Consider the following 25652-nt stretch of genomic DNA (forward strand, 5'->3'; position numbering starts at 1 on the left):
ACATGTCGCTTGCGGTCTTCGGGTTGTGATGAGGAGGACTCTGTCCAGTGGACAGCGAATACTGGGTTGAGTACTGGGATGGCCCACGAGCACCTTTCCTGCTCAACAGGGAGGCTATGAAGGTGAGCCGAAGACGAGGGTGGCAATAAAAGAAACAGTCTTTCCAGGTATCTATGGAATTCGACCAAAAAGCCCATTCACTCAAGGAAAGACCGTTGCGTTACGAGGACACCACAGGGTTGAGTGAGGACCAACTGTGCTGGTTGACTGAGCGGATCAGTGAGGTGATTCGGTGGAATTCGAGGAACACATTGTCGGTGTTCATGGCCCTGGTGGTGACACTGGAGTCCTACCGGACGAATCTGACCCAGAAACAACTGGCGGCCTTTCGGAACACGAGTCAGTCGACGGTCTCGCGGGTGCTGCGTCGGATCGAGCCCGCTCTGGCCGAGGTCGTGGACGAGATACACGCCCCGCTTGAGGAATTCCACGGGCGAGTCGCTCTTGTCGATGGTGTACTCATCCCCACGGGAAACCGTCGTGACCAGGAGAGACTGTACTCGGGAAAGCACCGACGCTACGGCGTGCGCCTGCAGCTGACCACCGATCTCAACGGGAGCCTTATCGCATGTTCGGAGATCTTTCCCGGCGCCACACACGATCTCACGGTATTCCGGAACTCATCACTGCACGAGACGCTGAACCATGCCAACACCATCGGCGATCTCGACTACCTGGGAAGCGCCATCACGAAGCCCCACAAAACACCGAAAAACGGAACACTCGACCCCGACAGGGAAAAATCCAACACGACGGTAGCTTTCCTACTCTACCCGATCGAACGCACCATCGCCCACCTGAAAAACTGAAACATCCTGGCCACCCGATACCGCCGCCCACTCGTTCATCTTCAACGAGCACTCTACATCATCACCGGACTCCGACGGCTCCAAGAGTCCTGGTAAACAGTTCAGTGCACAGCCCCCAATGTTGTGAGCGTGTTTTTTTCGTTATATCTTCGATAGTGTTCGCTATTGTCTTTTGTCGTGTGACACGCAAAAATGTATCCTGTGTTGTCTATCACTATTGACTTATCTGAGTGTTGTCGGTTGTGGTGGTATCGATTGCTTTTGGTGATCTGAATGAGAGGCAGGAATGCGTAGATTTGGTCGATTTCTGGCGGTTGCTGCTCTGGCTCTGACGAGTATGGGCATGTTGGTTGCCCCGGCTTCTGCCAGTGGTGGAGCATCGTCACCGCAGCGTGCTGCCGTCGGTTGTTATGGACCAAGTTGTACCGGTGAAAATCCAGAGGCGATGGGGTGCGGAGCCGATGCGCGTACTTTGGAACAGGTATACATCAATGGGACTGCATTTGAAATTCGTTACTCGCCGGCTTGTGATGCGAGCTGGGGACGTATTGGAAAATTAGGTATGGCTAACAGGTGGCAAACCAATCTGGATGGAAACCCTCCTGATTCGGAATACTCTTCGTATACATTCTCGGCCGTGGCTGAGACGCAGTATGATCCGGGGTATGAAAACTTCTGGACAGCTATGGGGGCGGGGATCGATTCTACGAGGGTTTGTGCTCGCATAGATACTGCGTATGGGTGGACTCCCTGGTACTGCACCGGGTGGTACTGAGGGAGATTTTCTCGGGTTCTCGCGGGATATCGATTGAGAACCAGATGAACGGTGTGTCGTGATTGCCGTACACAGTCGCGCTCTCCGCTCCGCGTGAGTCTGCGCTCTCCGCTCCGCGTGAGTCTGCGGTTCTCCGGACGGAGTAGATCCACGAGGACTGTCCCGAAGGATCTAGTGCGAGGCGGGATCTGCCTTCGTACATGAGAGGAGCGCGGCCGGTCGGAACCGGCCGCGCTCCTGGTCACGCGCTCTGTTCGGGTGTGCCGACTCCGGAAGTCACGACGCCTCGTGTTCCGGTCGAGCCCACGGGCTAACCGTAGCTGGGGTCACGACGGTTCTCCTCCGGTCTCCCCTGAGCGTTCGGTCCCTCTTCGTCCTCGCTGTTGCCGTTGCCGTTGCCCTGATCATAGTCGTCCGTTTGGCAGTCGGAGTCCCAGATGCTGCACTCGGAGGTCGGCGGGTTGCTGCTCGAGGAGGGCGGCTCACTGCTCGTGGAGCTCGGCGGGTTGCTGCTCGAGGAGGGCGGCTCACTGCTCGAGGAGGGCGGCTCACTGCTCTCGCTCGCCGACTCCGAGGTCTCCGAGGTCGACATCGGTGGGGTGGTGTACTGCCCGATCTTCTTGCTCGGCTTGGGCAGCTGCTCGACCGACTTGCCCTCGTGGTAGGCGTTCATGAACTGCTGCCAGATGTCCCCGGGCAGACCGGCCCCGTAGATGTCCCCGTTGTTCTTGTTCAGCAGCGCCTTGGGTTCTGTTCTGGTCTCGGCGTTCATGGACACCGCCGTGGACAGCTGCGGGGTGTAGCCCACGTACCAGGCCCGCTCGTTGTGCTGAGTTCCCTTGAGTTGGTGCGTTCCGCTCTTGGAAGCCACCGGCCGGTTGCCGTCCAGGGTCAGGTGGGAGTGCTCGGCCACGTCGAGCATGCTCTGGGTCACGTTGGCCGCGATGTTGCGGCTCTCGGACGAGCTCGTCGAGAACGCGTTCTCCGGGTTGTCGTTGAAGTTCTCGACGAGTTCGCCGTCGCTGGTGACGACCTTCTTGACGAAGTTGGGTTCGGCCCGCTTCCCGTCGGCGAAGGCCCCGTAGGCATTGGCCATGTTGGTCGTGGTCACCGGGTAGGCACCCAGCGCGATGCCGAGGTTCGTCCGACCGGTCTTGTGGCTGACCAGCGTCTCGGTCGTCTCACCGTTCGCGGTGCGCTCCTCCGGGATGCCCGCCTGGTGCGCGGCCGCGGCGACCTTCTCGGGCCCGAACTTGGCGGCCATGTTCACGAAGGCGGTGTTCACCGAGTTCGTGGTCGCCTCGCGCACCCCGCAGTGCTTGGGGTGCTCGCAATCGACCCCGGCCGCGTTGGCGTACTCGGTCCCCCAGATGGTCTGGTTGTCGGAACCGTCGTAGACCTCGCCGATGCCGTAGCCCTGCTTCAGGCCCGCCGCCGTGACGAACGGCTTGAACGAGGACCCCGCCGGCTGCGGGTAGCTCGCCCAGTCCCGGCCGACCGAGTTTCCGCCGTAGTAGGCCCGCACGGCCCCCGTCTCGGGGTCCACGGCGGACAGAGCCGGGATGAGTCTGTCCGGCTGGTCCTGCATCACCTGCTTGACGGTGCTCTCAGCCGCCTGCTGGGCCGTCTTGTCCAGAGTGGTCACCACGCGCAGTCCCTGGCTGGTCATCTCACCCTGGGTGTAGCCGTGCTCCTCCAGCTCGCTGATGACGCGCTGCTTGATGTGCAGCTGGACGGGCGTGGTGGAAGTGGTCCAGGCCCACATCGGCTCGGTCTTGGGCATGCTCATGCTCTGCGGGTCCTTGGAGCCGAGCCAGCCCTCGTCGGCCATCTGGCCGATGACGTAGTTCCAGCGATCCTGAGCCCGCTGCGGATCGACCCTGGGGTCGTTGCCCTTCGGGAGCTGCACCATCCCGGCGAGCACGGCGGACTCGCCTGCGTTGAGCTCGCTGGGCTTCTTGTCGAAGTAGGCGTCCGCCGCGTTGGAGATCCCGTAGGCGCCCCGGCCGTAGTAGGCGGTGTTGAGGTAGGCCTTCAGGATCGTGTTCTTGTCGTACTGGTTGGTCATCTTGAACGCCCGCACGACCTCGGTGAACTTGCGCTTCACCGAGTGGCTGTCCTTGCCGGTGCTGAGCTTGACGTACTGCTGGGTGATGGTCGACCCACCGCCCTGGCCACCGGAGAGCTGGTTGTACACGGCCCGGGCGATGCCGCTGACCGAGAAGCCCGGGTTGCTGTAGAAGTCCGCGTCCTCGGCGGCCATGGTGGCGTGGCGCATCTCGGGGGAGACCTCGTCGAGGCTGTCGATCAGCACTCGGTTCTCGCCCTCGGCCGGCGAGAACTTGTTCAGCAGGCTTCCGTCCGAGTAGTTGACCACCAGGCTGGTGTTGTAGTTCGCGGCGGTCTCCTGGGGGGAGGTGATGTCGAAGGTGAAGTAGCACCAGGCGAACACCGCCGCCGGGGTCACGATCATCAGCGCCGCTGCCACGTAGCAGGTGCGGCGGAGTCTGCGCCAGAGCTTTCGGCGTCCGTGTTTCTTGCGGGCGGCGTTCATGTCGTCATCCGGGTCCTCGGGTGGGTCGAAGTCGTCGTCGAAGTCGAAGTCCTCGTCGTGCCCGCGCTCGTCGGCGTAGCTCTCGGGGGCGGAGTGGTAACCGCTGTCGAAGTCGTCCTCGTACGGATCGTCGTCCGTGTAGTAGTTGTACCCGCCCTGAGCCGCGCGGTGGGTGATCAACCCGGGATCGCTGTCGGAATCCTCGTCCCCCACCCGGGTGGGCTCGGAGGCGGACGGCGGCTGCCCGCTCTCGGCGCCGAGCAGGGAGGTGGATTCGGTGGAGTCGCGGTTCCCGGAGCTCCCGGAACCGGCTGCTCCCGCCGCGCCCGCGGCTCCGCCGGCAGCACCAGCAGCACCGGCAGCACCAGCAGCACCGGCGGCTCCCGCGGCTCCGCCCAGAGCCGCGGCGACACCTCCCGCGCCCGCGGAGGGGCCGGGGTGGCGACGCGTCCTGTCCTGCTGCTCGTTCTCCGGGGAGGGCACCGACGCGATGTGCTCGGTCGGCTGTTCGCCCGGGTCGTCCGATCGCCCGGTGTGCGGAGTTCGGGCGGTCGGCGGCTGCCCACCGGGAACCACCGGCGGGGTCTTCCGGGTGGGCGCATCGTCCGGCGGTGGTCCCTGTGCGGGGCCCTGCGCGGAAGCGTTCAGCGTCTCGTCACCGGTGCGGCCGGGGTGCTCGGGAGGCGTTGCCGCGGAGTTCGCGGGACCGCGCGGGTCCTGCCCGGAGGGCACGGCCGGCTGCTGGACGGTCGCGTCCGGGTCCTCGCCGCGGGGTGGTTGTCCGGGAGGGCCTCCCCGGGGCGGGACCTGGTCGCCGGGGGGTTGTTCCCCGGGCCACTGCGGTGTCGCTTCCTCCCCGGGCCAGGCGGGTTCCCCGTCCGGGTGCGCCTGCTGGCGCCCCTGGGCAGCGCCGGGCGGGCCTCCGGGGCCAGGTGGGGGAGGCGGGCCCTGCGGATTGGGGGGGTGAGCGCCGCGCGGTGGCCCCTGCGGGGGTTGCGGAGATTGCGGAGGCTGCTGCGGGGGGTGTTGCTGCTCCGGCGGTAACTGTCGTCCGTCCGGACGCTCCTGACCGGGGCGCTGCGGAGGTCCCTGCTGCCCCGGAGCGGGCTGCTGCCCGGGGTGCTGCGGAGCCTGTCCACGTGGAGGTTGCGGGGGATGCCCCGGCGGACCCGGCGGTTGCCCACCTTGTTCGGGCGGCCGCTGTGGATCGTTGCGGGGATCGCGCTGGGGGTCCTCGCTCCGGCCGTCCTGTCTGCGCTGCCCCGCGTGCGGGGGCGGTCCGGGGTGTTGCCCGTGTTCCGGCTCCCGGTCTCCGGCGGCGGGATGCCTCGGGTGGCGGCCGTCGGACCGGTCGTCACGCTCGTCAGTCACGAGTAGTCGTCCTCCGGGACAGGCGTCGGCAGACGCCGTTCGGTGCGTTCACGTCGACCCGGCAGCCGGGGGTGCTGCCGGAGAGGTTGCGTGCTCACTCGGCGGCAGTTCTTCGTCCTCCACCGCGGCCGTGCCGGCCCCCGGTTCCAAGGACGTACGACTGCACCAGGTGGTTCCAGTTACATGTACGACAAACCTCGACGACGAACACGTTGAACTCTTCGAACATGGTGGCCATCCGGGCCAGCTCGGCGTTGCTCCGCGCCGAGTTGTCGGCGTGCTTGAGCTGGTCACCGAAGACCCAGGATACGTAGGTCAGTCGTTCCTTGCGGCATACCGGACAGACCACGTCGCTGGACTCACCATGGAACTTGGCGGCCTGTAGCAGGTACGGGCCGGCGTCGCAGACCTCCATCACCCCGACGCGGCCAGCATGGAGCTGCGCGAGCAGCGACCGTCGCCGCAACGCGTAATCCACCACTTGCCGTTGGGTCCGCACGCCCACAGCGTACGTGTCGTGCGCCCGATCTCCATGGGCCGTTCAGGGAACGCCCTCCGGAGGAGTGGTGTGTGACACCCGAACCCGGCTCTCGCCCCCGGCGGAGCGGGGCGCTCCACGCCTGCGCGCGGTCGGGCTGTAGCACGGGACACACCTGCCGGTCTGGTTTCCGAAGTGATATATCGAGGCGATATAATCCGATCGGAGTGTTGCTCGTTCGGAGCTTCACTCGCAGGAGGGGTGCCGATGCTCGAGTTCGCGGTGCTCGGTTTGCTGCACGAAACGCCGATGCACGGCTACGAGTTGCGCAAGCGGCTTCAGGAGATCCGCGCGTTTTCCTGTGGGACGGTCTATCCGACGCTGCGGCGGATGCTGCGGGCCGGACTGATCGAGGAGGAGCCGGACGAGCAGGGCGCACAACAGGGATCGCGACGTCCCCGGCGCGTGTATCGGCTCACCGGGGCGGGGCGGGACCGCTTCGTGGAGCTTGCCGAGGACTGCGGGCCGCGGGCGTGCCAGGACGAGACGTTCGACGTGCGGCTGGCGTTCTTCGCGCGGACCCCCGCGCCGATCCGGATGCGGATCCTGGAGAGCCGTCGCCGGCGTCTGGAGCAACGCCGGGAGGGCCAGCGCGCGATCCTGGCCAGAGCCGACGAGCAGTGCGACCGGTACACGGCGCAGCTGCACCGCCTGGGGCTGGACCACAGCGAGCTCGAGGTTCGCTGGCTCGACGAGCTGATCGCACACGAACGGGCCGAGCAGGACGCGGACCCGGCGTGAGCGCGGGAACGTCGGGCGGAACTTGGACAGGTAGACGAACGGGACATGACCTAGAAGGAGGCCGGCGACCATGGGCGGAGATCGTCACGACGAGGCGACGCGAAGCAAGGTCCGGGTGGCGATCGTTGGTGCGGGCAACTGCGCCGCGTCGCTGGTGCAGGGCGTGCATTACTACGGGGAGATGGACCCCTCCGGGCGGGTACCCGGGCTGATGCACGTCGACTTCGGCGGGTACCACGTCGGTGATCTCGAATTCGTCGCCGCGTTCGACGTGGACGCGAAGAAGGTGGGGCGCGACCTGTCCGAGGCGGTCGTGGCCAGCGAGAACAACACGATGAAGATCGCCGACGTTCCGCCGCTCGGGGTGCCGGTCCAGCGCGGTCACACCCTGGACGGGCTCGGCCAGTTCTACGCGGAGACCATCTCCGAGTCCGAGGAGCAGCCGGTCGACGTCGCCGCTGCGCTGCGCGAGGCCGAGGCCGACGTGCTGGTTTCCTACCTGCCGGTCGGTTCCGAGGACGCCGACAAGTTCTACGCGCGCGCCGCCCTGGACGCGGGAGTGGCCTTCGTCAACGCGCTGCCCGTGTTCATCGCCTCCGACCCGGAGTGGGCGCGGGAGTTCACCGAGGCGGGAGTGCCGATCATCGGGGACGACATCAAGTCCCAGGTGGGGGCGACCATCACCCACCGCGTGCTCACCAAGCTGTTCGAGGAGCGCGGGGTGCACGTGGACCGCACGATGCAGCTCAACGTCGGCGGCAACATGGACTTTCTGAACATGAAGGAGCTCGGCAGGCTCGAGTCCAAGAAGACCTCGAAGACCAACTCGGTGACTTCGCAGGTCGAGCGCGAGATGGGCGACCGCAACGTGCACATCGGTCCTTCGGACTACGTGCCGTGGCTGGACGACCGCAAGTGGGCCTACATCCGGCTGGAGGGCCGCGCCTTCGGTGACGCCCCGGTCAACCTGGAGTACAAGCTCGAGGTGTGGGACTCGCCGAACTCGGCGGGCATCATCATCGACGCGATCCGCGCGGCGAAGATCGCCGCCGACCGGAACATCGGGGGGCCGGTGCTGTCGGCCGCCTCCTACTTCATGAAGTCGCCGCCGGAGCAGTACTCCGACTCGGAGGCCTACCAGGCGGTCGAGGACTTCATCTCCGGCCGCGCCTGAGCCGCGGAGCCGGTTCGCGGGACCGCCCCGACGCGCGGGTTCACGGCCGCGCCCCGCCCGCTTCGACGCGCGGGGCGCGGCCGTGCGCGTTCGCGGCGGAGACGTGCCGGGGTGGGGGTGCGGGAGTGCCGTGACCGGGCAGTCCTCCGGCCACGGCTGCTTCGTCCGCTCCGGGCCTCCGGGGCGTACGTGGCTGACGACGTGTTGTCCGGCGGGATCACCCCTAGACGTTCGACAGGTTCCCGATCACCATTTCCGCGATCCTCCTGCCCAGCTGCTCCGTGGCCGCGTCGTCGCCGCGCACAGTGGACTGGACGTCCACGCGGGAGCTGTCGGCGACGGCGATGCCGATCAGGCAGTTCCCGTACTCGCACTGGATCTTGGCGCGGTGCTCGGCGATGGTGGTGTCCTGCGGATCACCGTTGACGCCGGTGAACTCGTCCAACCCGCTGTTCTCGTGGATCTCGAGCTGGGCGCTGGTTCCGGCACCGCTGTCCTCGGGCGGACCGAACTCGCAGCTGCGCGAGCCGTCGCCTTGCTCACTGCTGGTGGGGCCGGTGAGTCCGACTTCCTTCCGCTGGGGCTCGGTGAGCAGTGCGCACGGGTCCGTTCCCGTGAGGGAGACCTTCGGCGGCGGGGGCTCGACCGCGCTGACCGACTCGGGCACGGATCTCGTGCTGCTGAAGTCCCAGGAGGGCAGCGGGGCCGTTTCGGAGGACTCGGAGGTGGTGGACGTGGAACTGGTGACCTCGGGAGACCGCTCGGAGGTCGCAGTGGACGCGGCGGAGGAGGTCTCCTGCGGCGGGTCCGCCGACTCCGCGGACTCGCCACCGCAGGCCGCGATCGTCAGCAGGCCGATCGCGGCCAGCGAGGTGACGGTCGCGCGCACGGTGCCGGAGCGTAAGTAGCGTCGTGTCATGGTCCCGCCAATGTATAGCCAACGCCCCGGTGTCCAGAACGCTCCGGTGCCGTGAACGCGCTCGCGCGGCACACCCGGGCAGTCCTCCCGGAAGGGTCCACCCGGGAGTGTCCGTTCAGGATAGTGTTCCGCCCCGCGGCCTTCAGTCCCGCAGGTCCACGACCACCTTCACGTCGTCGCTCTCCGAGCTGAGCGCCTCCTGCCAGCGGTCGAGCGGCACCCGTCGCGAGATCAACCGGCCGAGCCACGCGCGGTCGGCGTTGTCCAGCGCCTGGACCGCGTTGCGGTAGTGCCGCAGGTTCGCGCTCACGCTGCCGAGCACCACGTCGTTGTCCAGCACCAGCTCGTCGTTGAGCGCACCGGTCGGCACCCGCACCGTGCGGTCGCTGCCCGAGATCCCGAGCAGCACGGTGATCGCGTTGCGGGAGGTGCGGCGCAGCACGTCGAACACCACCTCCCCGGAACCGGTCGCCTCGAACACCATCTCCGGCTCGAAACCGAGCTCGTCCAGCGAGGTGTGGTAGCTGGCGCCCAGGTCCCGGACGAGGTCCGGCTTGACCCCGTCGCTCACCCGGTCCATGACGTGGACATCCAGCTCGCGCTGCACCCCCATCAGCGCGGCGAGCAGGCCGACGGGCCCGGCCCCGGTCACCAGCACCCGGCGCGGGGCGAAGTAGGACCGCTTCCCGACCTTCTCGGCCTGCTCCCACGCCTTGGCCACCACGGAGGCCGGTTCGGTGAGCACCCCCAGATCACCGAGCCGGTGCGCCACGGGAACGGCGAACCGCGGCTCCACCGTCCAGAGCTGCGCACCGAAACCGTCCAGTTCCTTGATCCCGCACTCGGTGTAGCCGTTGTTGCGGCAGAAGTCCCACTGGCCCGCCGCGCAGGCCGCGCACGGCTGCGGGTCCGGTCTGCGGACCACCCCCACCAGGTGGTCGCCCTCGTGGAACCCGCTGATCGCGGGGGCGTAGCGCACCCGCCCGAGCGACTCGTGGAAGAGCACCAGCCGGTCCTTGCCCGCGGGCGCTGATCCGTGCGCGGCCCCGACGACCTCCTCGTCGGTTCCGCACACTCCTGCCAGCAGTCCCTCGACCAGCAACTCACCCGGTTCCGGATCCGGATCCGGCAGCTCGTTGACGGCCGAGGAATCCGGTTTTCCCGGAATCACGGTCGCCGCCCTCAACGCCTTCTCCTTCCGTCGCGACGACTGGGCTCGTTGCGAGTGTGCCCGCCGTAGAGCACAGCCGCCGAGTTGACCAGGGCCAGGTGGCTGAACGCCTGCGGGAAGTTGCCGGTGAACCGGCTGGAGCGCACGTCGTACTCCTCGGCCAGCAGCCCCACGTCGTTGGCCATGCCCAGCAGCTCCTCGAAGACGCGCTCGGCCTCGTCCCGCCTGCCGCACATGGCCAGCGCGTCGACCAGCCAGAACGAGCAGGCCAGGAAGGAGCCCTCCCTGCCGGTGAGGGCGTCCACCGAGCTGGTCCCCTCGTGGGTGCTGTAGCGGTCCACCAGCACACCGTGCCGCAGCTGGCGCTCCACCGCCCGGAGCGTGCCGAGCACGCGCTCGTCGTCGGCGGGCAGGAACCCCAGCTCCGGGATCAGCAGGGTCGCCGCGTCCAGCGTGGTCCCGCCGTAGTACTGGGTGAACGCCCCCAGGTCGGAGTTGAAGCCGTGCTCGAGCACCTCCTGGTGGACGGTGTCGCGTATCTCCCGCCACCGTTCCACCGGACCGGGCAGCCCGTCCTCCTCCACGGCGCGAACCGCGCGGTCGAACGCCACCCAGATCATCACGCGGGAGTGCGTGAAGTACCTGTCCGGACCGCGCACCTCCCAGAGCCCCTTGTCCGGCCGCTGCCAGATCGTCTCCAGGTGCTTGATCATGCCGCGCTGCAGCGCCCAGGAATCGGGGGTCTCGGTCACCCCGCGCTCCCGCGCCAGTTGCAGCGCGTCCATGACCTCGCCGAACACGTCGAGCTGGAGCTGCCCGTACGCGGCGTTGCCGATGCGCACCGGGGAGGTGTCCTCGTAGCCGGGCAGCCAGTCGGGCTGCCACTCCAGCAGGTGCCGCTCCCCGCCGACCCCGTACATGACCTGCACGTCAGCCGGATCGCCCGCGACGCTGCGCAGCAGCCAGCGCCGCCAGGCCGCGGCCTCGGCGGAGCAGCCGTAGTTGTCCAGGGCCAGCAGCACGAGGGTGGCGTCGCGCAGCCAGCAGTACCTGTAGTCCCAGTTGCGGTTGCCGTCGAGGGCCTCCGGCAGCGAGGTGGTCGGGGCCGCCACCATCCCTCCGGACGGCGCGTAGGTCAGCGCCTTGAGGGTGGCCAGCGAGCGGTAGACGGCCTCCTTGTGCGGGCCGTTGTAGGTGATCCGCTGGGACCACTCCCGCCAGAACTCCTCGTTCTCGCGCACCTGCTGGACCGGATCCACCGGTGGCGGGAGGCGGTCCGGGTCCTGGGACCACTGCATCACCCAGGAGTGTTGCTCACCGGCTCGCACGGTGAGCGTGGTCTCGTGCGCCCGCTCGTCGTCCTTGCGCCGGGGCAGCTTGTCCCCGCGCAGCACGACGGTGTGCGGACCCGCGAGCGCGAGCAGGTACTCGTCCAGCAGCGGCTCCCGCTCGCGGATGGTCCGCACCCAGGGCTTCGAGTGGCCGTAGGCGAAACGCACCACCCACCGCACTCGGACGTCGACCTCGCCCGTGACGCCCTCGACCGTCCGCACGACGCACGGCTGGTCGTTCTGGTTCTTCTCGTGCGGGGGCATGCTGTCGATCAGCCGCACGGTGCCGTAATCGGTGTGGAAGTCGGTTTCCAGCACCAACGAGTTGTCCCGGTAGCGTCGCTGCACCCGCTGCACGGGACAGGTGGGCTCGATCAGCCAGTGACCGTGCTGGTCGTCGCCGAGCAGCCTCGTGAAGCAGGACGGCGAGTCGAATCGGGGCAGGCACAGCCAGTCGATGGAGCCGTCCCTGCCGACGAGCGCGGACGTGCGGAGGTCGGAGAGCAGCGCGTAGTGCTCGATCAGGCTCGGACCAGTGCGTTGTTGATCGTCTGCCACACGGTGCAGATTATCCGCGACGGGCCCGGTTGAAACTCCTGATCACTGTTCCGTGGACGACTCGACCAGCATGTCGTACGGGATCACCGCGCGTATCGGGTCGTCGAGGTTGAGTCCCAGGTCCATTCCGGCGAGCAGCTTGGGCAGCTGCTCACCCGGGACGACGCGGTGGCTCGGCCAGTCCTCGGGCACCCGCTCCGCCGAGGTGCAGGCGGGCACGAGCCTGCTGCCGTCGTCCAGCTCCGCCTCGTAGAGGGACTCGTCCTCGGAGTTCTCGGCGTAGAGCACCAGCTCGGCGGCCAGCACGGCAGGGGGCAGTTCGGACTCGGGGGCCTGCCCGGTGGAGATGCGCTCGAGAACTCGCTCGAGCTCGTTGACCGGTTCGATCGTGCCGACCCTGGGCTCGTACTCCTCGTTCGGGTGGAACTCCTGCTCGATCTCGCCGTCCGAATCGATTCGGAAGGCGCCGACCACGCCCTCGGGTGGCACGTCCTCACCGGAGCTCTCGTAGGAGGGGTCGACTATGTAGAGCCAGCTGTCCGGGGTCTGCTTCGCCTGCTCCCGCATCTCGTCGGTGATCTGGGGGACGTAGGGCTGTGCCGGTTCTTCGGTCATCTCGTGACGGTCCTTTCGGATACTGTGCTGGGCGCTTCGCGCGGTCCCTCCCGACGTTTCACGCCGTGGGGTGAGTACTCCGCGTCGACCTCGTAGACGGTGTCAGACGTGTGAGAGGGACCCGCGTTCGGTCTCGATGTGACAACGGACACAGTCCGCGTGGGTGAGCGGGATGCCTCCCGCGGCCCAGACGTGCAGACTTAACCACCGATGCTCGTGTCGGGGCGAGCAGGTGGGTGGGAGGTGGTTTGCTCATGATCGGACAGCGGGAGGCGTTGCGACTGGCCGGATGTGACACGTTCGACCCGAGAGGCCATCGGCTCGGGGTCGTGGGTCGGATCCTGGTGGACGCCGACACCGAACAGCCCGTGTGGGCGACGGTGCAGACCGGTTTGTTCGGAACCAACGAGAGTCTCGTCCCCCTGGAGGGGGCGGCGTTCGACGGTGACACGTTGACCGTCGCCGTTGCCAGGGACTCCGTGCGGAACGCGCCGTGCGTGCCGCTTCAGGAAGGTGATCTCGAAGCGGAGCGGGAGAGGGAGCTCTACCTGCACTACGGCATGGAGGACGGGAGACGGCCGCGTGCTCCGGAACCCGCGGTCGGCAACACCACGAACTCGGCCGAGGCCGTGGTGAGCTACGTGCGAGCTGTCAGCTCGCGGTTGCGCCGCCTGGTCGCATCCCCCTGAGTCGGGATGCCGTGCGGGCGCTGTCGTCGGTGTGGCCGCGGTCTCGCGTGGAAGCTGGCCGGGCCCATCCGGCGGCACTTCGCACCCGGGGTCCCGCCGGTGCCGCGGCGGAGCGCAGCTCGGGCGATCACGGCGGATCACTCCGCGGGGACTAAGCCGTGCGGTTGGATCGCCTCCTCCGAAAGTGGGTTCCTGAAGGTGTCCGGTTCGGATAAGTTGCCGTTCGGGGCCGGGTGACCACCCGAAACCCGAGACCGGGCCGTGCATCCACCGAGAGGGGCCGTCGTGCCGAGCACTCAAGCCGAAATGCTGCGACCCGCACAGCCGAGAACCGCGAAGCAGTCCCCGAGTGAACGCGAGATCCGCACGAACGCCGGCCGCACCGTCGATTCCGTCGCGCGAAGCGCCCGGACCTCGCGGGAGGGCGTGCTGCGTATCGTTCACGGTGCCGAGTGCATCGGAAGCGTGGCCCACCGCTTGCAGCGCGACGCCACGCGCGTCGTGCGCGGCGTGGTGAAACCCCCCTACGTGGCGACCGACTCCCTGGACGCGCTGGAGTGCCACAAGCTCTCCGAGGGCGTCGACTACCAGGTTCTCTACGATCGCTCCGCGCTGTCCCACCGCTCACAGCTGGACAGGACCTCGCGGATGCTGCAGCTGGGCGAGCAGGCTCGGGTCGTTCACCTGGCTCCGGTGAAGGTGCTGCTCGTCGACGACGAGATCGGGCTGCTGCCGCTCACGAGCACCTCCCAGACCATCGACAGTGCCGTGCTGCTGCGCGGTTCCACCATGCTCTCCGCGATGAGCAGCGTTTTCGACGATCTCTGGCGGCTGGCCGCGCCGCTGTGCGCGAACGGCGGGGACGAGGTCACCGACGCTCCCTCGGAGGAGGAGCGCTGGATCCTGTCCCTGCTGGCTGCGGGAGCCACCGACGAGGCGATCGGGCGCCACATGGGGTTCAGCTCGCGCACCGCGCACCGCAGGGTTCGCGAGCTGATCTGGCGGCTGGGAGTGCAGACCCGTTTCCAGGCCGGAGTGCGCGCGGTGAAGCTCGGCTGGCTCTGAGCACCAGCGGGCCCCCGACCGGGGTTCCGCCACGCAACCCGCCACGCAACCGGCGCCGGTGACCCTTATTAACCTCGGAGGAGTGAGTAGAGGTTCGCCTGACCCGACCCACCTTCGCGAGACCGTGGCCGGCACGCTCGGTTGGCTGAGCGGGCACGAGTCCCGTCCGGAGCGGAGCGAGCTCGCCGGGGCCGTTCGGATGACGCTGCGCGCTCTCGAGGGGGTCGCTCCGGGGCGGAGCGTCGAGGTGCGGGTGCCGCCGTTCGGGGCGGTGCAGTGCGTGCCGGGACCCGAGCACACCAGAGGAACCCCGCCGAACGTGGTCGAGACCGACCCGCACACGTGGTTGTCACTGGTCACGGGGAGGTTCTCCTGGCAGGGGGCCGTGGCCGACGGGCTCGTCTCGGCCTCGGGGTCCCGAGCCGACCTGTCGCACTGGCTTCCGCTGCTGCGCTTCGACTCCGCCGGTGACGAGCCAGCGGAGAAGTGACCGGGCACACGTTCGGGAGGTGAACACCGGAGGATGACACGCAGTTTATACTGAGGTGTAACTCCGACTCCGTCATCAGGGAGTTTTCGGTGGTCACCGACCTGCCATATCCGGGAAGAGCCGAGTCGACCGAGCAGGACGTCCCACGTGAGGAGTGTGGCGTCTTCGGCGTGTGGGCCCCTGGCGAGGAAGTCTCCAAGCTGGCCTTCTACGGACTTTTCGCGCTGCAACATCGAGGTCAGGAAGCCGCGGGGATCTCCGTCGGAGACGGTTCCCAGATGCTGGTCTACAAGGACCTCGGCCTGGTGAGCCAGGTGTTCGACGAGCAGGTGCTCGCCTCGCTGCGGGGGCACGTGGCCGTCGGCCACGCCCGCTACTCCACCACGGGCGGTGGCAGCTGGGAGAACGCGCAGCCGACCTTCCGGACCACCGTGGCCGGCAGCGGGCTCGCTCTCGGGCACAACGGAAATCTCGTGAACACCGCGGAGCTGTTCGAGCGCGCGGTGGCCGAGGGGGCCGACGCCTCCACACCCAACGCCTCCGCGGCCACGGGCTCCCAGCGGGCCACGACCGACACCGACCTGGTGTGCGGGCTGCTGGCGGCGAACGCGGCCGACAAGGGGGTCGAGCAGGCGGCGATGGAGCTGCTGCCGACGGTGCGCGGCGCGTTCAGCATGGTCTTCTCCGACGAGTCGACGCTCTACGCGGCCAGGGACGGCCACGGCGTGCGCCCGCTGGTGCTCGGCAGGCTGGAACGCGGCTGGGTGGTGGCCAGCGAGACGGCGGGCCTGGACATAGTGGGGGCCTCCTTCGTGCGGGAGGTCGAACCGGGAGAGCTGCTGGCGATCGACTCCGAGGGGCTGCGTTCCCAGCGCTTCGCCGCGCCGGAGCCGAAGGGCTGCGTGTTCGAGTACGTCTACCTGGCCCGCCCCGACACCACGATCGCGGGACGGTCGGTGCACAGCACCAGGGTGGACATCGGTCGCAAGCTGGCTCGGGAGAACCCGGTGGAGGCGGACCTGGTGATGCCGGTCCCCGAGTCCGGAACCCCCGCGGCCGTGGGCTACGCCGAGGAGTCCGGCATCCCGTACGGCAACGGTCTGGTCAAGAACGCCTACGTCGGCCGCACGTTCATCGAGCCGTCGCAGACCATTCGCCAGCTCGGCATCCGCCTCAAGCTCAACCCGCTGCGCGAGGTGATCCGGGGCAAGCGGCTGGTGGTCGTCGACGACTCGATCGTGCGCGGAAACACCCAGCGAGCCCTGGTCCGGATGCTGCGCGAGGCCGGAGCTCTCGAAGTGCACGTGCGCATCGCCTCACCGCCGGTGCGCTGGCCGTGCTACTACGGCATCGACTTCGCCTCCCGCGCCGAGCTCGTGGCGAACGGGCTCGACCTGGACGGGGTGCGTCGCTCGATCGGAGCCGACTCGCTCGGCTACATCTCCCTGGACGGGTTGGTGGCGGCCTCCGAGCAACCGCGCAACCGGTTGTGCGCGGCCTGCTTCGACGGGCAGTACCCGATTCCGATCCCGGAGGAGGACCGGCTCGGCAAGCACATGTTGGAGGATTCCGATGGTGCGCGGAGCGAGGAATCCTCCGGAGCGGCCGACCCCGTTTTCCCCAGTGGTTACGGGGCCGAGGACGCGGTGGGCCGGCCGTGAGACCGGTGGGCGCCGGGGCGTTCCGCCCCGCTGCCGCGCTTCGCGGTGAGCCGGCCCGCAACTCGGCGGTTCCGTGCTCGTTACCCGAGTCGTCCATGATCACGCGTAGCGTGGGGTCAGCCGCACGAACGCGCACACTCGATCGTCAAATCGCGCACCAGATCTGGAGCAAGACGTGTCCGAAGACCTGATGACAGGGTCGAATTCCGGTACCGCCGATCCGGACGGGCCCGCGGCCACCTATGCCGAGGCCGGAGTCAGCATCGAAGCGGGCGACGAGGCAGTGGACCGGATGCGCCCGTGGGCACAGCGCGCCACCCGTCCGGAAGTGCTCGGCTCGCTCGGCGGTTTCGCGGGGCTGTTCCAGCTCAAGTTGGACCGGTGGAACGAGCCGGTGCTGGCCTCGTCCACCGACGGGGTCGGGACGAAGCTGGCCGTGGCCCAGGCCATGGACATCCACGACACCGTGGGCATCGACCTGGTCGCGATGGTGGTGGACGACCTCGTGGTCTGCGGGGCGGAACCGATGTTCCTCCAGGACTACATCGCCACGGGGGCGGTGGACCCGGACCGGATCGGCAGCCTGGTCAAGGGGGTCTCCGAGGGCTGCGTGCAGGCCGGCTGCGCGCTGCTCGGTGGGGAGACCGCCGAGCACCCGGGGATGATGTCGCCGGGTGAGTACGACATATCGGCCACCGGCGTGGGTGTCGTCGAGGCCGACGACGTGCTCGGGCCGGATCGGGTGCGCCCCGGGGACGTGTTGATCGCAATGGGTTCCTCCGGGCTGCACTCCAATGGTTACTCGCTGGCGCGGCGGGTGCTGCTCGAGCAGGCGAGGATGCCGCTTTCCGGGCACGTCGAGGAGTTCGGGCGGACCCTGGGCGAGGAGCTGCTCGAACCGACCCGCATCTACGCGAAGGAGTGCCTGTCACTGGCTGCCGAGGCCGAGGTGCGCACTTTCGCGCACGTCACCGGAGGTGGCCTCGCGGCCAATCTGGAGCGGGTGCTGCCGCAGGGACTCGGCGCGGTGGTCGACAGGGGCAGCTGGACCCCCGAGCCCGTTTTCGGGCTGATCGCCCAGCGCGGGCGGATCGACACCGCCGAGATGGAGCGCACCTTCAACATGGGGGTCGGCATGGTCGCCGTGGTGGCCGCGGAGGACGTGGACCGGGCGCTGGCCGTGCTCACCGCGCGGCACTCGCCGGCCTGGGTGCTCGGCGAGGTGGCCAAGGAGTCGGCCGTTCCGGACCTGGAGGGCGAGCAGCGCGTGGTGCTGCGCGGCAATCACCCGAGGTTCTGAAGGAGCTGTTGGAGTCTCGCGCTGAGCTCGTCGTGGCCGCTTTCGCGGCGGCGCCGATCGATCGGGTGATCGTTTCGGCGTCGCCCGCGCCGCAAGCAGCGCGCTGATCCGCAGCACGACGGGGAAGCGGCGGTCCGCGACGGCGCGCAGGAGACCGGGTGCCGGCACGTCGGTCGGCACCCTGCTGCGCTTTTCGGAAAGCCTGGCGGAATCGGGCACCGCGGCCTGCGCGCTGCGCCGCCGCCGTGCGACTCGCGCGCCCCTCAGCAGGGCACAGTTCGGGGACCGTCGGGTGGGTGCGCTCGACAGGAGCCGCCGCCCACCCGCGGTGGTGTCCGAACATTCGGTCGTGTCCCCGGCGCGTCAGAGTGGCCGGACAGCTGTACCGGCACTCGACCCAACCGCTAACCGGACCTCGACAGCACGATCACCCGCGGGAGCGGTTCCCGCGACTCGCGGGTGAACGTTCACCTTCGGTAGTCGTCTTCCCCGTCGTAGTAGTAGTCGTCCTCTTCATACCACTCTGGGGTGTAGTCAGCGGAAAGCTCACGCTCCAACGCCTTGAGGTCAACACTGGGGGAGTTGTACTTCAGCTCGCGGGCCACTTTTGTCTGCTTGGCCTTGGCACGGCCGCGCCCCATGGCTCGACCCCCTCGCGCAGGGTTTGCGGGGCGGCCAGGGGAACGGCGGCCCCGCATGAATCTCAACAACCTTTTCCTGTAACTACCGTACCGTGCCGATGCGGTTCTTCGCGACGTGGTGCGCCCAGCGAGCCGCCTCCGCAACGGTGACGTGAGCCGCACCGGACGCGGACGTGGAACCGGTCGGTGCGGGGTGGGGGCGGGCGCCGCCGGAAGCGGTGCGCGGACATGGCAACATACACGCTGTGCCGGAGCCGTTCGTCGCCTACATGAGGGTGTACGAGCCCCTGTCATCGTTCGAGTCGCCCCGACAGGAACAACTCGCCGAAGCGCTGGATCAGGGTGCCGTGGATCCGGTCGGGGTCGGTGCTCGCGAGCAGAACAGGTGGCTGCGTAGCCAACTGTCCATCCGACCGCGTCTTCTCCCCGGGGAGGGAATCGACGGAACACCGCAGGGGCAGGAGGAGGTGCTCGCCCTTGACCCCGAGGACGTTCCCGCCGAGTCCGCCGACACCGTCGGTCCGGGACCGCTGGTCTGCCCGCTCGACATCCGGGGACGCGCGGCAGCCGCGCTGGTCGGTTTCATCGGAGCCGCCGACCCGCCGCTGCGCACGGCGGCGTTGACGATGCCCGAGGACACCGCCAAGTCCAAGGCCACGGCCGTGGTCAACGAGATGTCCGACAGCGCGGTGCACGTGATCTCGTCCACCTGGACGATCCCGCTGCCGTGGTTCGCCGTGGTCGACCCGGAGCAGCGCGTGCTCGTCGAGGACTCGCACGGCGGGCTCGAACGGGTCTACTGGCGCACGCCGATGGCGGAGGCCAGGCGCAGGGTCTCGCGGGCGCACACCGTCACCAGGAACACGCTGGGCGACGAGGGGCCGCCGAAGATCCTGCGGGAGACCGGGCGCTGGCTGGAGCGGTTCCACCCGCACTCGGCGGTCGAACTCGACTACGGCGGCCTGGTGCGCATGATGCGGGACGAGGACCTGCGCGCCGACACCTCGGCCGAGGACGTGCACGCGATCGTCGACGCCATGGAGCTCGGGCACACCAACGAGGTGGCGGAGCGCTACGAGGCGCTGCGCGAGTTCTGGGCGGAACTGGCAGCGCACGAACGCTACAACTGACCGGTCTGCTCGAGTGGGCCCTCTGCTCGGCGGGTCGCTTGGCGGAACCTCAGTCGGCGCCCGGCTGCGGGTGCCCCGACATCGGGTAGCGGCCACACAACGTCGGGGCCGTCCTCGCCGGGCACTCGACTGAGAACCCGCGGCGGTGCCGGTGGCTCGGGCTCAGAGCGCTTTCGTTGGAGCGGACTCCTTGACCGGAACCTCCTGCCCGTGACCTCTGCGCACTTCAGATGGAAGGTTCCATTCCGCGCGAGCGCTTTGAGCCCACGCAGAACGAGGAGATCCGGTGCGTGAGTCGGATGCATTGCACGGCCGGGCCGCTCGCCGCGTAGGTGGCTACTCAAGAGCGGCCCAACACTCCCAAGGCGCCGACTCACGTGCCGGCTAAGCAACCGCCTACGCAAAGCTCTGCTACGCGCACTCAGTGGTCGCTACCCGATGTCGAGGATCCCGCAGCGAGACCCCGACTGAGGTTCCGCCACGGGACCATCCGAGCAGAGCGTCCCGCGCACTCTCAGTCGAAGAGGTCGGCCGTTGGGCGAACCTTCCCCACGGTGCGCCCACCGCCGAGCACGGGCTCCTCGGCCAGTGCGTCCAGCTCCTCGCTGACGACCCCGACCGAGCGCAGCGCGGCCACTGCCACGGGCAGCCTCGCCCGCGCCGAACCGTCCGCGATCTTGACCGCCACCGCGTGACCGTCCGGCAACGCCAGGGCCAGCACCCCCTCGACGCCCGATTTGCTGAGCAGACCGTCGACCGCGCGCATGAGCAGCGTGTCCTCCCGGTCGGTGCCCGCGACCAGCCAGGGGTGCGCGCGCATGGCGTCGGCCACCCTGCGCTGCGGAGTCCCCGGTTGTGCGGTGACCATCGTCCGGAACGTGCGCGCCAGACCGGTCAGCGAGACGGCGAACAAGGGGGCGCCGCACCCGTCCACCGAGGTGGCGGCGACCGGCTCGCCCGCCAGCTCGGAAACGGTCTCGTGCAGGTCCACCTGCAGCGGGTGCTTGGTGTCGAGGTAGTCCTCCAGCGCCCAGCCCCGCTGCGCGCAGGTCGCCAGCATCGCGGCGTGCTTGCCCGAGCAGTTCATCGTGATGCGCTGCTTGCCGAACCCCTCGGAGGCGCGCTGGTCCCGCTCCGCCTCCCGCAGCGGCCAGTCCGTCGGGCACCGCAGGGCGTCCTCGGTCAGGTCGTGTCGGTTGAGCAGCTCACGCGTTCGCAGCAGGTGCTCCGGCTCGCCGCTGTGCGAGGAGGCCGCCAGCGCGACGTCGGCGTCCTCGGTCAGCTCCAGTCCGGAGCGGATCATGCCGACGGCCTGGGCCGGTTTGTTCGCCGAGCGGGGGTACATGGGCTGGTCGGCCCCGCCGCGCGAGTGCTTCACCCGGCCGTCCGGGGCGAGGACGACGACCGAACCGTGGTGCAGGCCCTCCACGATGTCCCCGCGAACCATTTCGACCAGCGGTACCGGGCTACCGTGCTCGTTCAATGTCCGTCCCTTTCCGCTGCCAGTAATTCGTCCACCGAGGCGACCCCTTCGCGGTATCGGCGCGCGATCTCCTCGTTCAGCTGGTCCACCACCGTCTGGACCTGCTTGCGCCGGGTGGAGACCGACTCCTCCTCGGACTCGAAGGCGCGCAGGGTGGCGTCCAGCTTCTCGCTCGACAGCGACATCACGTCGGACAGGTCCACATCGGAGACCAGGGCCTCCACGTGTCTGCGGTGCGACTCCGCCCTGGAGGGCTCCATGGTCTGGTACCGACCGGAGCCGGAGGCCGGTCCCACGGCGTTGTCCGAGAGGATCCCGACCAGCTCCTCGACAACGGTGGCCGAGCCGTCCTCGTCGCGTCTGCGTTGCTCGGCCCGGACGATGTCGATCCGCGCGTGCAGCATTCTCCGCAGGTAGGACAGGTCGGTCTCCTCCTGTGCTGCTTCGTCGCGCAGTTCGCGCACTTCGTCCAGACCGCGTTGTTCGACATCGCCGACGTAGTCCGGGGAGAGAACCCGGTCGATGCGTCGGCGGCCTCCGGGGCGCACTTCGATCACGGCTACAACCTCTGCATCCTGGCGCTGAGTTCGCCGGAGCCGGCGCTTCGGCGCTGCTTCCCACATCCTAGGCCAGCGGTGTGGCGTGCTTGGGGGAGTAACAGGTGTGCCGCCGATCGAGTCACTCGATCAGCCCGAACAACCCACGAACGTGGGATACCGAAAGCGGCATTCGCTGTGCGATCTTGGCCAAGCCGGACGCCCGAGCGACCAGCTGGGCGTTGTCCCGTACCGGAACTCCGCTGGAGTACTCCAGCGTGTCGGCCATCCCCACGCGGAGGTGTCCACCCGCGGCCAGCGCACCCAGCATCACGGGCAGCGCGGCCGCACCCAGCCCCGTCGCCGTGAACTCCGCTCCGGCCGGGAGCCCCTCGACGGCCGCGCTGAGTGTGCCGATGTCGCCGGGCATCCCCGCGCCGAAGACGAGAACGACGTGCACGGGCAACGAGTCCCCGGCGCACAGCTGGCGCAGCTTCGGCAGGTCGTCCAGCTCCCGCACCTCGTAGTGCACGGCCAGTCCCCGCTCACTCGCCCCGGCACGCAGGTCGGAGACGAACTCCTCCGGGGCGTCCACCGGACACGTGAGCACCTGGGCCCCCGAATCCAGCAGGGTGGCCAGGGTTTCCGAACGCGCGTAGGCGGCGACCCGCACCAGCAGATCGGTCCGACCGCGGACAGCGCTGACCACGTCCGGGACGGCGGTGTCGTGCCGGGGCTCCAGGTCCACCACCGAAGCCCCCACTCGCTCGCAGGCGGCGGCAGCGGCGGCCACCTCCTCGCTCCCGACCGGCAGGGTGGGAACGTCGGCCTTCGCATGGGCCCCCGTGGCGGCCACCGTGATGATCGTTCCCGCTTGGGCCGGAGATCCGCCGGTCTCGGCTGACGACGCTGTCATACTCCGATCTTGGCACAGCGGACGGCTCCGCCGATCCCCGCGGCCCGGCTGCCGGACGGTCCGGGGATCGGGCGAGCACTCGTTCGGTCGTGCCTGCTGCCGGGCAAGTCGAGCAAGCGGCGCGGCCCGCTCGCGAACCACCCGAGCGGACCGGACCGGACGCTCTCACTGTCCGCGCAGCCCCTGCATGGCGATCCGCCCCGGCGGTTCCCCGGTGTCCGGAGGCACCGAGTCGGGGTCGACCGTGGCCGCGATGGCCCGCTCCTGCTCGGAATCACCGGCCGTGAACTGCTCGTCGACCGGGGCCGAGCGCTTTATCAGCGCCAGCGCGACCGGGCCGAGCTCGTGGTGCAGCACGACGCTGCCCACCCGGCCCACGGAACGTTCCCCGCGGTGCACCGGATCCCCGGTCTCGGGGCGGATCTCCAGCGAGCCGTCGAGGTGCAGCAGCAGCATCCGGCGCGGAGGCTTGCCCACGTTGTGCACCTTGGCCACCGTCTCCTGGCCGCGGTAGCAGCCCTTGGCCACGTGTGCGGCCGTGTGGATCCACCCCAGCTCGTGCGGGATGGCCCGATCGTCGGTGTCCACCCCCACCCGGGGGCGCAGCGCCTCGACCCGCAGCGCCTCGTAGGCCATGGTTCCGGCCTTGCGGGCTCCGGCTCCGGTCAGCCGCATCCACCAGTCGACCATCGAGTCCCGCGGCACCAGCAGGTCGGCGGTGTAGACCTGCCGGAACGGGACCTGCCGAACCAGCCCGCCACCCGGCAGCGCGGCGACTCCGTAGGGCTCGGTGGGCGGTTCGGTCACTCCGGCCTCTTCGAGCACGTTGGTCGCCCCGGGCCCGATGACCGTGAACACGGCGAACTCCCCGGTCGCGTCGCGCGGTTCGACCGCGGACCAGAACCGCATCGCCTCCAGGTACTCGAAGAGCGACTGAGTGCCGTCCGTGCCCATGGTGGGCAGCGCGCTGGTGGCGGTGGAGCCCGCTTCGCAGTCCAGGTAGACGACCTCGTCGTGGTGCGCCACCATCATGTGGCTGTCCACCCGCCCCTGGCTGTCCAGCACGAGCGCCTCGGTGCCCCGGTCGTCGGCCAGCTCGGTGAGGTGCTGGGACAGCACCAGGTGCAGCCAGCTCAGACGTTCCTCACCGGGTACGGCGATGACCTGGCGGTGCGAGCGGTCCACCACGACGGCGTTGCGGACGGCCGCGCGCTGCTCGCCGAACGGGTCGCCGAAGTGCCACGGCACTCCCGAATCGAGCGAGTCCTCCGGCGCGGGGACCGCGCCCGGCAGTTCGAGCAAAGGTGAGTTCAATTCCGCTCCTCGGCGGTTGTTGCGAGGGGTCCGCTCGGTGTCCGAACCGAACGGGACGCAGACGACGGTTCACGTGTCCCGAGGGGGACGGTCCTCGGAGGTGCTCCGATCCTCCTCCCCGGCGGTGCGGCACTTGCCGCAAGTGCCGGACAGGGCGAGATGGGTGGCGTCCAGGGCGAACCCGCGCTCCCGGTCGAGCGATTTGCCCAGCTCGTCGAGCAGCTCGCACGGCACCTCGTCTATGTCACCGCAACGGTGGCAGACCAGGTGCACGTGCTCGTGCTCCTCGACCGAGTAGGTGGGCGCACCGTGCCCCAGGTGAGTGTGCCGGACCAGTCCGAGCTCCTCCAGCAGGTCGAGCGCCCGGTAGACGGTGGTGATGTTGACCGTGGGAGCCGTCCGCTGGATGTGCTTGCACACCTGCTCCGGGGTGGCGTGGGCGAGTTCGCGCACGGAGTCGAGCACCAGCTGCCGCTGGGGGGTCATGCGCATGCCGCGCCGGTGCAGCGTGCTGCGGAGCGCTGGTTTGCCCTCGAGCGCTTCGCCGCCTCCGGTGCCGCCGTCGGCTGGCGTGTCGTTCGCGGCTCGCTCGTCGTCCCGAGCCGTGCGAGCTCCCCGGTCGGTCACGGCATGCTCCCGTTGTGGTCGTGTCCCTGTGCTGCTCCCCACGATCGTACGACCGCGTTGCCCGGTACGACCCGTTCGGGCGTGTGCGACTCGTCGCCACCGGATCGAGCGCCCCTCTCCCGGGGCAGTGGGTGCCATTCCGCCGGTGAGCCTGCGACGACGACTCGACGGAGCCCTACTAGGCTGCTGCTATGCGTGTTCTGGCTTTGCTCGACGGCAGCGTCGCCGATCCGGAGAGTCCGCTGCTGCGGGCCGACGACCTCGGCGTCCAGCGCGGTGACGGCGTTTTCGAGACGATCCTGGTGGTCGACGGCCGTCCGCGGGAGCTGGAAGCCCACCTGGACCGGCTCGAACGCTCCGCGCGGCTGTTGGAGATGACGCTTCCGGAACGCGCCGACTGGGAGCGCGCCGTGCGCGCGGTGACGGACCAGTGGCCGTGGGACGCGGAATCCGAGATGGCGCTGAAACTGGTCTGCACCCGCGGGGTCGACGGTGGTGACGGAACCCCGACCGCCTTCGCCTCCGGGCAGTCGATTTCCGCGGAACTGCTGCGCAAGAGGGCCGAGGGGATTTCGGTCGTGACGCTGGAGCGCGGGATCGACCCGGGGATGATGGAGCGCGCCCCCTGGCTGCTCCTCTCGGCCAAGACGCTGTCCTACGCGGTGAACATGGCCGCCCTGCGGGAAGCCGAACGTCGCGGGGCGGACGAGGTCGTGTTCACGGCCACCGACGACTCGGTGCTGGAAGGCCCCACCTCGAACGTGGTGCTGGTCGAGGGAGACACCCTGGTCACACCGCCTCCGAGCGCGGGGATCCTGCGCGGCACCACCCAGGGAGCCCTGTTCGCGGCGGCCTCCGAAGCGGGGTGGAACACCGCTGTCGAACCCGTCTCGGTCGAACGCCTCCACCGGGCCGACGGGGTGTGGCTGGCCTCCAGCATCCGCAGGATCGTCCAGGTGCACACCGTGGACGGGGCGGCGATCAGGGCGGATCGAGAGCTGGATGAGCGGGTGCGCAAGCTCTACGAATCCCTCTACTGATCAGGGAGTTCGGTAGGGCCTTTTGCTTGGGTGGTTGCGTGGCGGAACCTCTCGCGGGCTCTCGCTGCGGCGAGGCCCGACATCGGGTAGCGACCTACACAACGTCGGGCCTTCCTCGCGAGAGCACCACGAGAGAACCCGCGG

22 protein-coding genes and 1 pseudogene are annotated in these 25652 nt (G+C 68.8%); 11 read left to right on the forward strand and 12 right to left on the reverse strand.

The genetic code is table 11. The features are described from left to right. Window positions 1-215 precede the first annotated feature (215 nt). Window positions 216-869 (forward strand): transposase family protein, encoded by a 654-nt coding sequence (locus tag G9Q41_RS04615; RefSeq protein ID WP_165631996.1) that lies wholly within the window; start codon window positions 216-218, stop codon window positions 867-869. 1085 nt (window positions 870-1954) lie between these two features. Here the strand turns inward: G9Q41_RS04615 and G9Q41_RS04625 are convergent. Further along, window positions 1955-4930 (reverse strand): transglycosylase domain-containing protein, encoded by a 2976-nt coding sequence (locus tag G9Q41_RS04625; protein WP_165632129.1) that lies wholly within the window; start codon window positions 4928-4930, stop codon window positions 1955-1957. A gap of 253 nt (window positions 4931-5183) precedes the next feature. Between G9Q41_RS04625 and G9Q41_RS22580 the strand changes: the two are divergent. Further along, window positions 5184-5246, forward strand: a pseudogene (locus G9Q41_RS22580) (heterocycloanthracin/sonorensin family bacteriocin); the annotation flags it as partial. Between the two features lie 417 nt (window positions 5247-5663). Here G9Q41_RS22580 and G9Q41_RS04630 read toward each other — a convergent pair. Next, on the reverse strand, window positions 5664-6074 hold the full coding sequence (locus G9Q41_RS04630) for a DUF5318 family protein (RefSeq protein ID WP_092525502.1): 411 nt from the start codon (window positions 6072-6074) through the stop codon (window positions 5664-5666). 240 nt (window positions 6075-6314) lie between these two features. Between G9Q41_RS04630 and G9Q41_RS04635 the strand changes: the two genes are divergently transcribed. Beyond that, window positions 6315-6848: a PadR family transcriptional regulator gene (locus G9Q41_RS04635; protein WP_092525504.1), complete on the forward strand. Its 534-nt coding sequence runs from the start codon at window positions 6315-6317 to the stop codon at window positions 6846-6848. A gap of 70 nt (window positions 6849-6918) precedes the next feature. After that, entirely contained in the window at window positions 6919-8022 is a 1104-nt protein-coding gene (locus G9Q41_RS04640; RefSeq protein WP_165631994.1) for an inositol-3-phosphate synthase, read from the forward strand. Between the two features lie 223 nt (window positions 8023-8245). Here the strand turns inward: G9Q41_RS04640 and G9Q41_RS04645 are convergent, their stop codons facing one another. From G9Q41_RS04645 to G9Q41_RS04660, 4 genes are all read right to left on the reverse strand, one after another. Continuing rightward, window positions 8246-8941, reverse strand: coding sequence for a DUF3558 family protein (locus tag G9Q41_RS04645; RefSeq protein WP_092525508.1), 696 nt, complete (start codon window positions 8939-8941; stop codon window positions 8246-8248). A 142-nt stretch (window positions 8942-9083) separates the two neighbouring features. After that, entirely contained in the window at window positions 9084-10127 is a 1044-nt protein-coding gene (locus tag G9Q41_RS04650) for a glucose 1-dehydrogenase (protein ID WP_165631993.1), read from the reverse strand. Then, window positions 10124-12001 (reverse strand): glycoside hydrolase family 15 protein, encoded by a 1878-nt coding sequence (locus G9Q41_RS04655; protein ID WP_165631992.1) that lies wholly within the window; start codon window positions 11999-12001, stop codon window positions 10124-10126. Before G9Q41_RS04655 ends, G9Q41_RS04650 begins: the two co-directional genes overlap by 4 nt. Window positions 12002-12043: 42 nt before the next feature. After that, window positions 12044-12616 (reverse strand): type VII secretion system-associated protein, encoded by a 573-nt coding sequence (locus G9Q41_RS04660; protein WP_165631991.1) that lies wholly within the window; start codon window positions 12614-12616, stop codon window positions 12044-12046. Between the two features lie 254 nt (window positions 12617-12870). On the opposite strand from G9Q41_RS04660, the gene G9Q41_RS04665 reads away from it, so the two are divergent. The 5 genes from G9Q41_RS04665 to purM all read left to right on the forward strand — a co-directional run bounded on the left by G9Q41_RS04665 (window position 12871) and on the right by purM (window position 17821). Next, entirely contained in the window at window positions 12871-13305 is a 435-nt protein-coding gene (locus G9Q41_RS04665; RefSeq protein ID WP_165631990.1) for a PRC-barrel domain-containing protein, read from the forward strand. A 426-nt stretch (window positions 13306-13731) separates the two neighbouring features. Continuing rightward, the gene (locus G9Q41_RS04670; protein ID WP_245695884.1) at window positions 13732-14370 is read left to right on the forward strand and encodes a DNA-binding response regulator; all 639 of its coding nucleotides are present in this window, start codon (window positions 13732-13734) and stop codon (window positions 14368-14370) included. A gap of 82 nt (window positions 14371-14452) precedes the next feature. After that, window positions 14453-14860, forward strand: coding sequence for a sterol carrier family protein (locus G9Q41_RS04675; protein WP_217637900.1), 408 nt, complete (start codon window positions 14453-14455; stop codon window positions 14858-14860). An 89-nt stretch (window positions 14861-14949) separates the two neighbouring features. Then, window positions 14950-16521, forward strand: coding sequence for an amidophosphoribosyltransferase (gene purF, locus G9Q41_RS04680; protein WP_092525522.1), 1572 nt, complete (start codon window positions 14950-14952; stop codon window positions 16519-16521). Window positions 16522-16711: 190 nt separating this feature from the next. Further along, window positions 16712-17821, forward strand: coding sequence for a phosphoribosylformylglycinamidine cyclo-ligase (gene purM / locus G9Q41_RS04685; RefSeq protein WP_207630691.1), 1110 nt, complete (start codon window positions 16712-16714; stop codon window positions 17819-17821). A gap of 467 nt (window positions 17822-18288) precedes the next feature. Here purM and G9Q41_RS04690 read toward each other — a convergent pair whose 3' ends face one another. After that, entirely contained in the window at window positions 18289-18462 is a 174-nt protein-coding gene (locus G9Q41_RS04690; RefSeq protein WP_092525526.1) for a DUF3073 domain-containing protein, read from the reverse strand. A 245-nt stretch (window positions 18463-18707) separates the two neighbouring features. On the opposite strand from G9Q41_RS04690, the gene G9Q41_RS04695 reads away from it, so the two are divergent. Next, entirely contained in the window at window positions 18708-19592 is an 885-nt protein-coding gene (locus tag G9Q41_RS04695) for a hypothetical protein (RefSeq protein WP_165631988.1), read from the forward strand. Between the two features lie 514 nt (window positions 19593-20106). On the opposite strand, the gene G9Q41_RS04700 is transcribed toward G9Q41_RS04695, so the two are convergent. From G9Q41_RS04700 to G9Q41_RS04720, 5 genes are all read right to left on the reverse strand, one after another. Next, window positions 20107-21075 (reverse strand): asparaginase, encoded by a 969-nt coding sequence (locus tag G9Q41_RS04700; protein ID WP_165631987.1) that lies wholly within the window; start codon window positions 21073-21075, stop codon window positions 20107-20109. Then, a complete protein-coding gene (locus G9Q41_RS04705) occupies window positions 21072-21632 on the reverse strand; it encodes an aerial mycelium formation protein (protein ID WP_092525530.1) in 561 nt (186 codons plus the stop codon). Before G9Q41_RS04705 ends, G9Q41_RS04700 begins: the two co-directional genes overlap by 4 nt. Before the next feature lie 121 nt (window positions 21633-21753). Continuing rightward, window positions 21754-22527, reverse strand: coding sequence for a 3-keto-5-aminohexanoate cleavage protein (locus tag G9Q41_RS04710; protein ID WP_165631986.1), 774 nt, complete (start codon window positions 22525-22527; stop codon window positions 21754-21756). Window positions 22528-22692: 165 nt separating this feature from the next. Next, window positions 22693-23841 (reverse strand): folate-binding protein YgfZ, encoded by a 1149-nt coding sequence (locus G9Q41_RS04715; RefSeq protein WP_207630575.1) that lies wholly within the window; start codon window positions 23839-23841, stop codon window positions 22693-22695. A 69-nt stretch (window positions 23842-23910) separates the two neighbouring features. Beyond that, window positions 23911-24333: a transcriptional repressor gene (locus G9Q41_RS04720; RefSeq protein WP_165632128.1), complete on the reverse strand. Its 423-nt coding sequence runs from the start codon at window positions 24331-24333 to the stop codon at window positions 23911-23913. Window positions 24334-24659: 326 nt separating this feature from the next. On the opposite strand from G9Q41_RS04720, the gene G9Q41_RS04725 reads away from it, so the two are divergent. After that, the gene (locus G9Q41_RS04725; RefSeq protein WP_165631985.1) at window positions 24660-25508 is read left to right on the forward strand and encodes an aminodeoxychorismate lyase; all 849 of its coding nucleotides are present in this window, start codon (window positions 24660-24662) and stop codon (window positions 25506-25508) included. Window positions 25509-25652: the final 144 nt, after the last annotated feature.

Source organism: Actinopolyspora sp. BKK2, assembly GCF_011291845.1.
Lineage (GTDB): Bacteria > Actinomycetota > Actinomycetes > Mycobacteriales > Pseudonocardiaceae > Actinopolyspora > Actinopolyspora saharensis.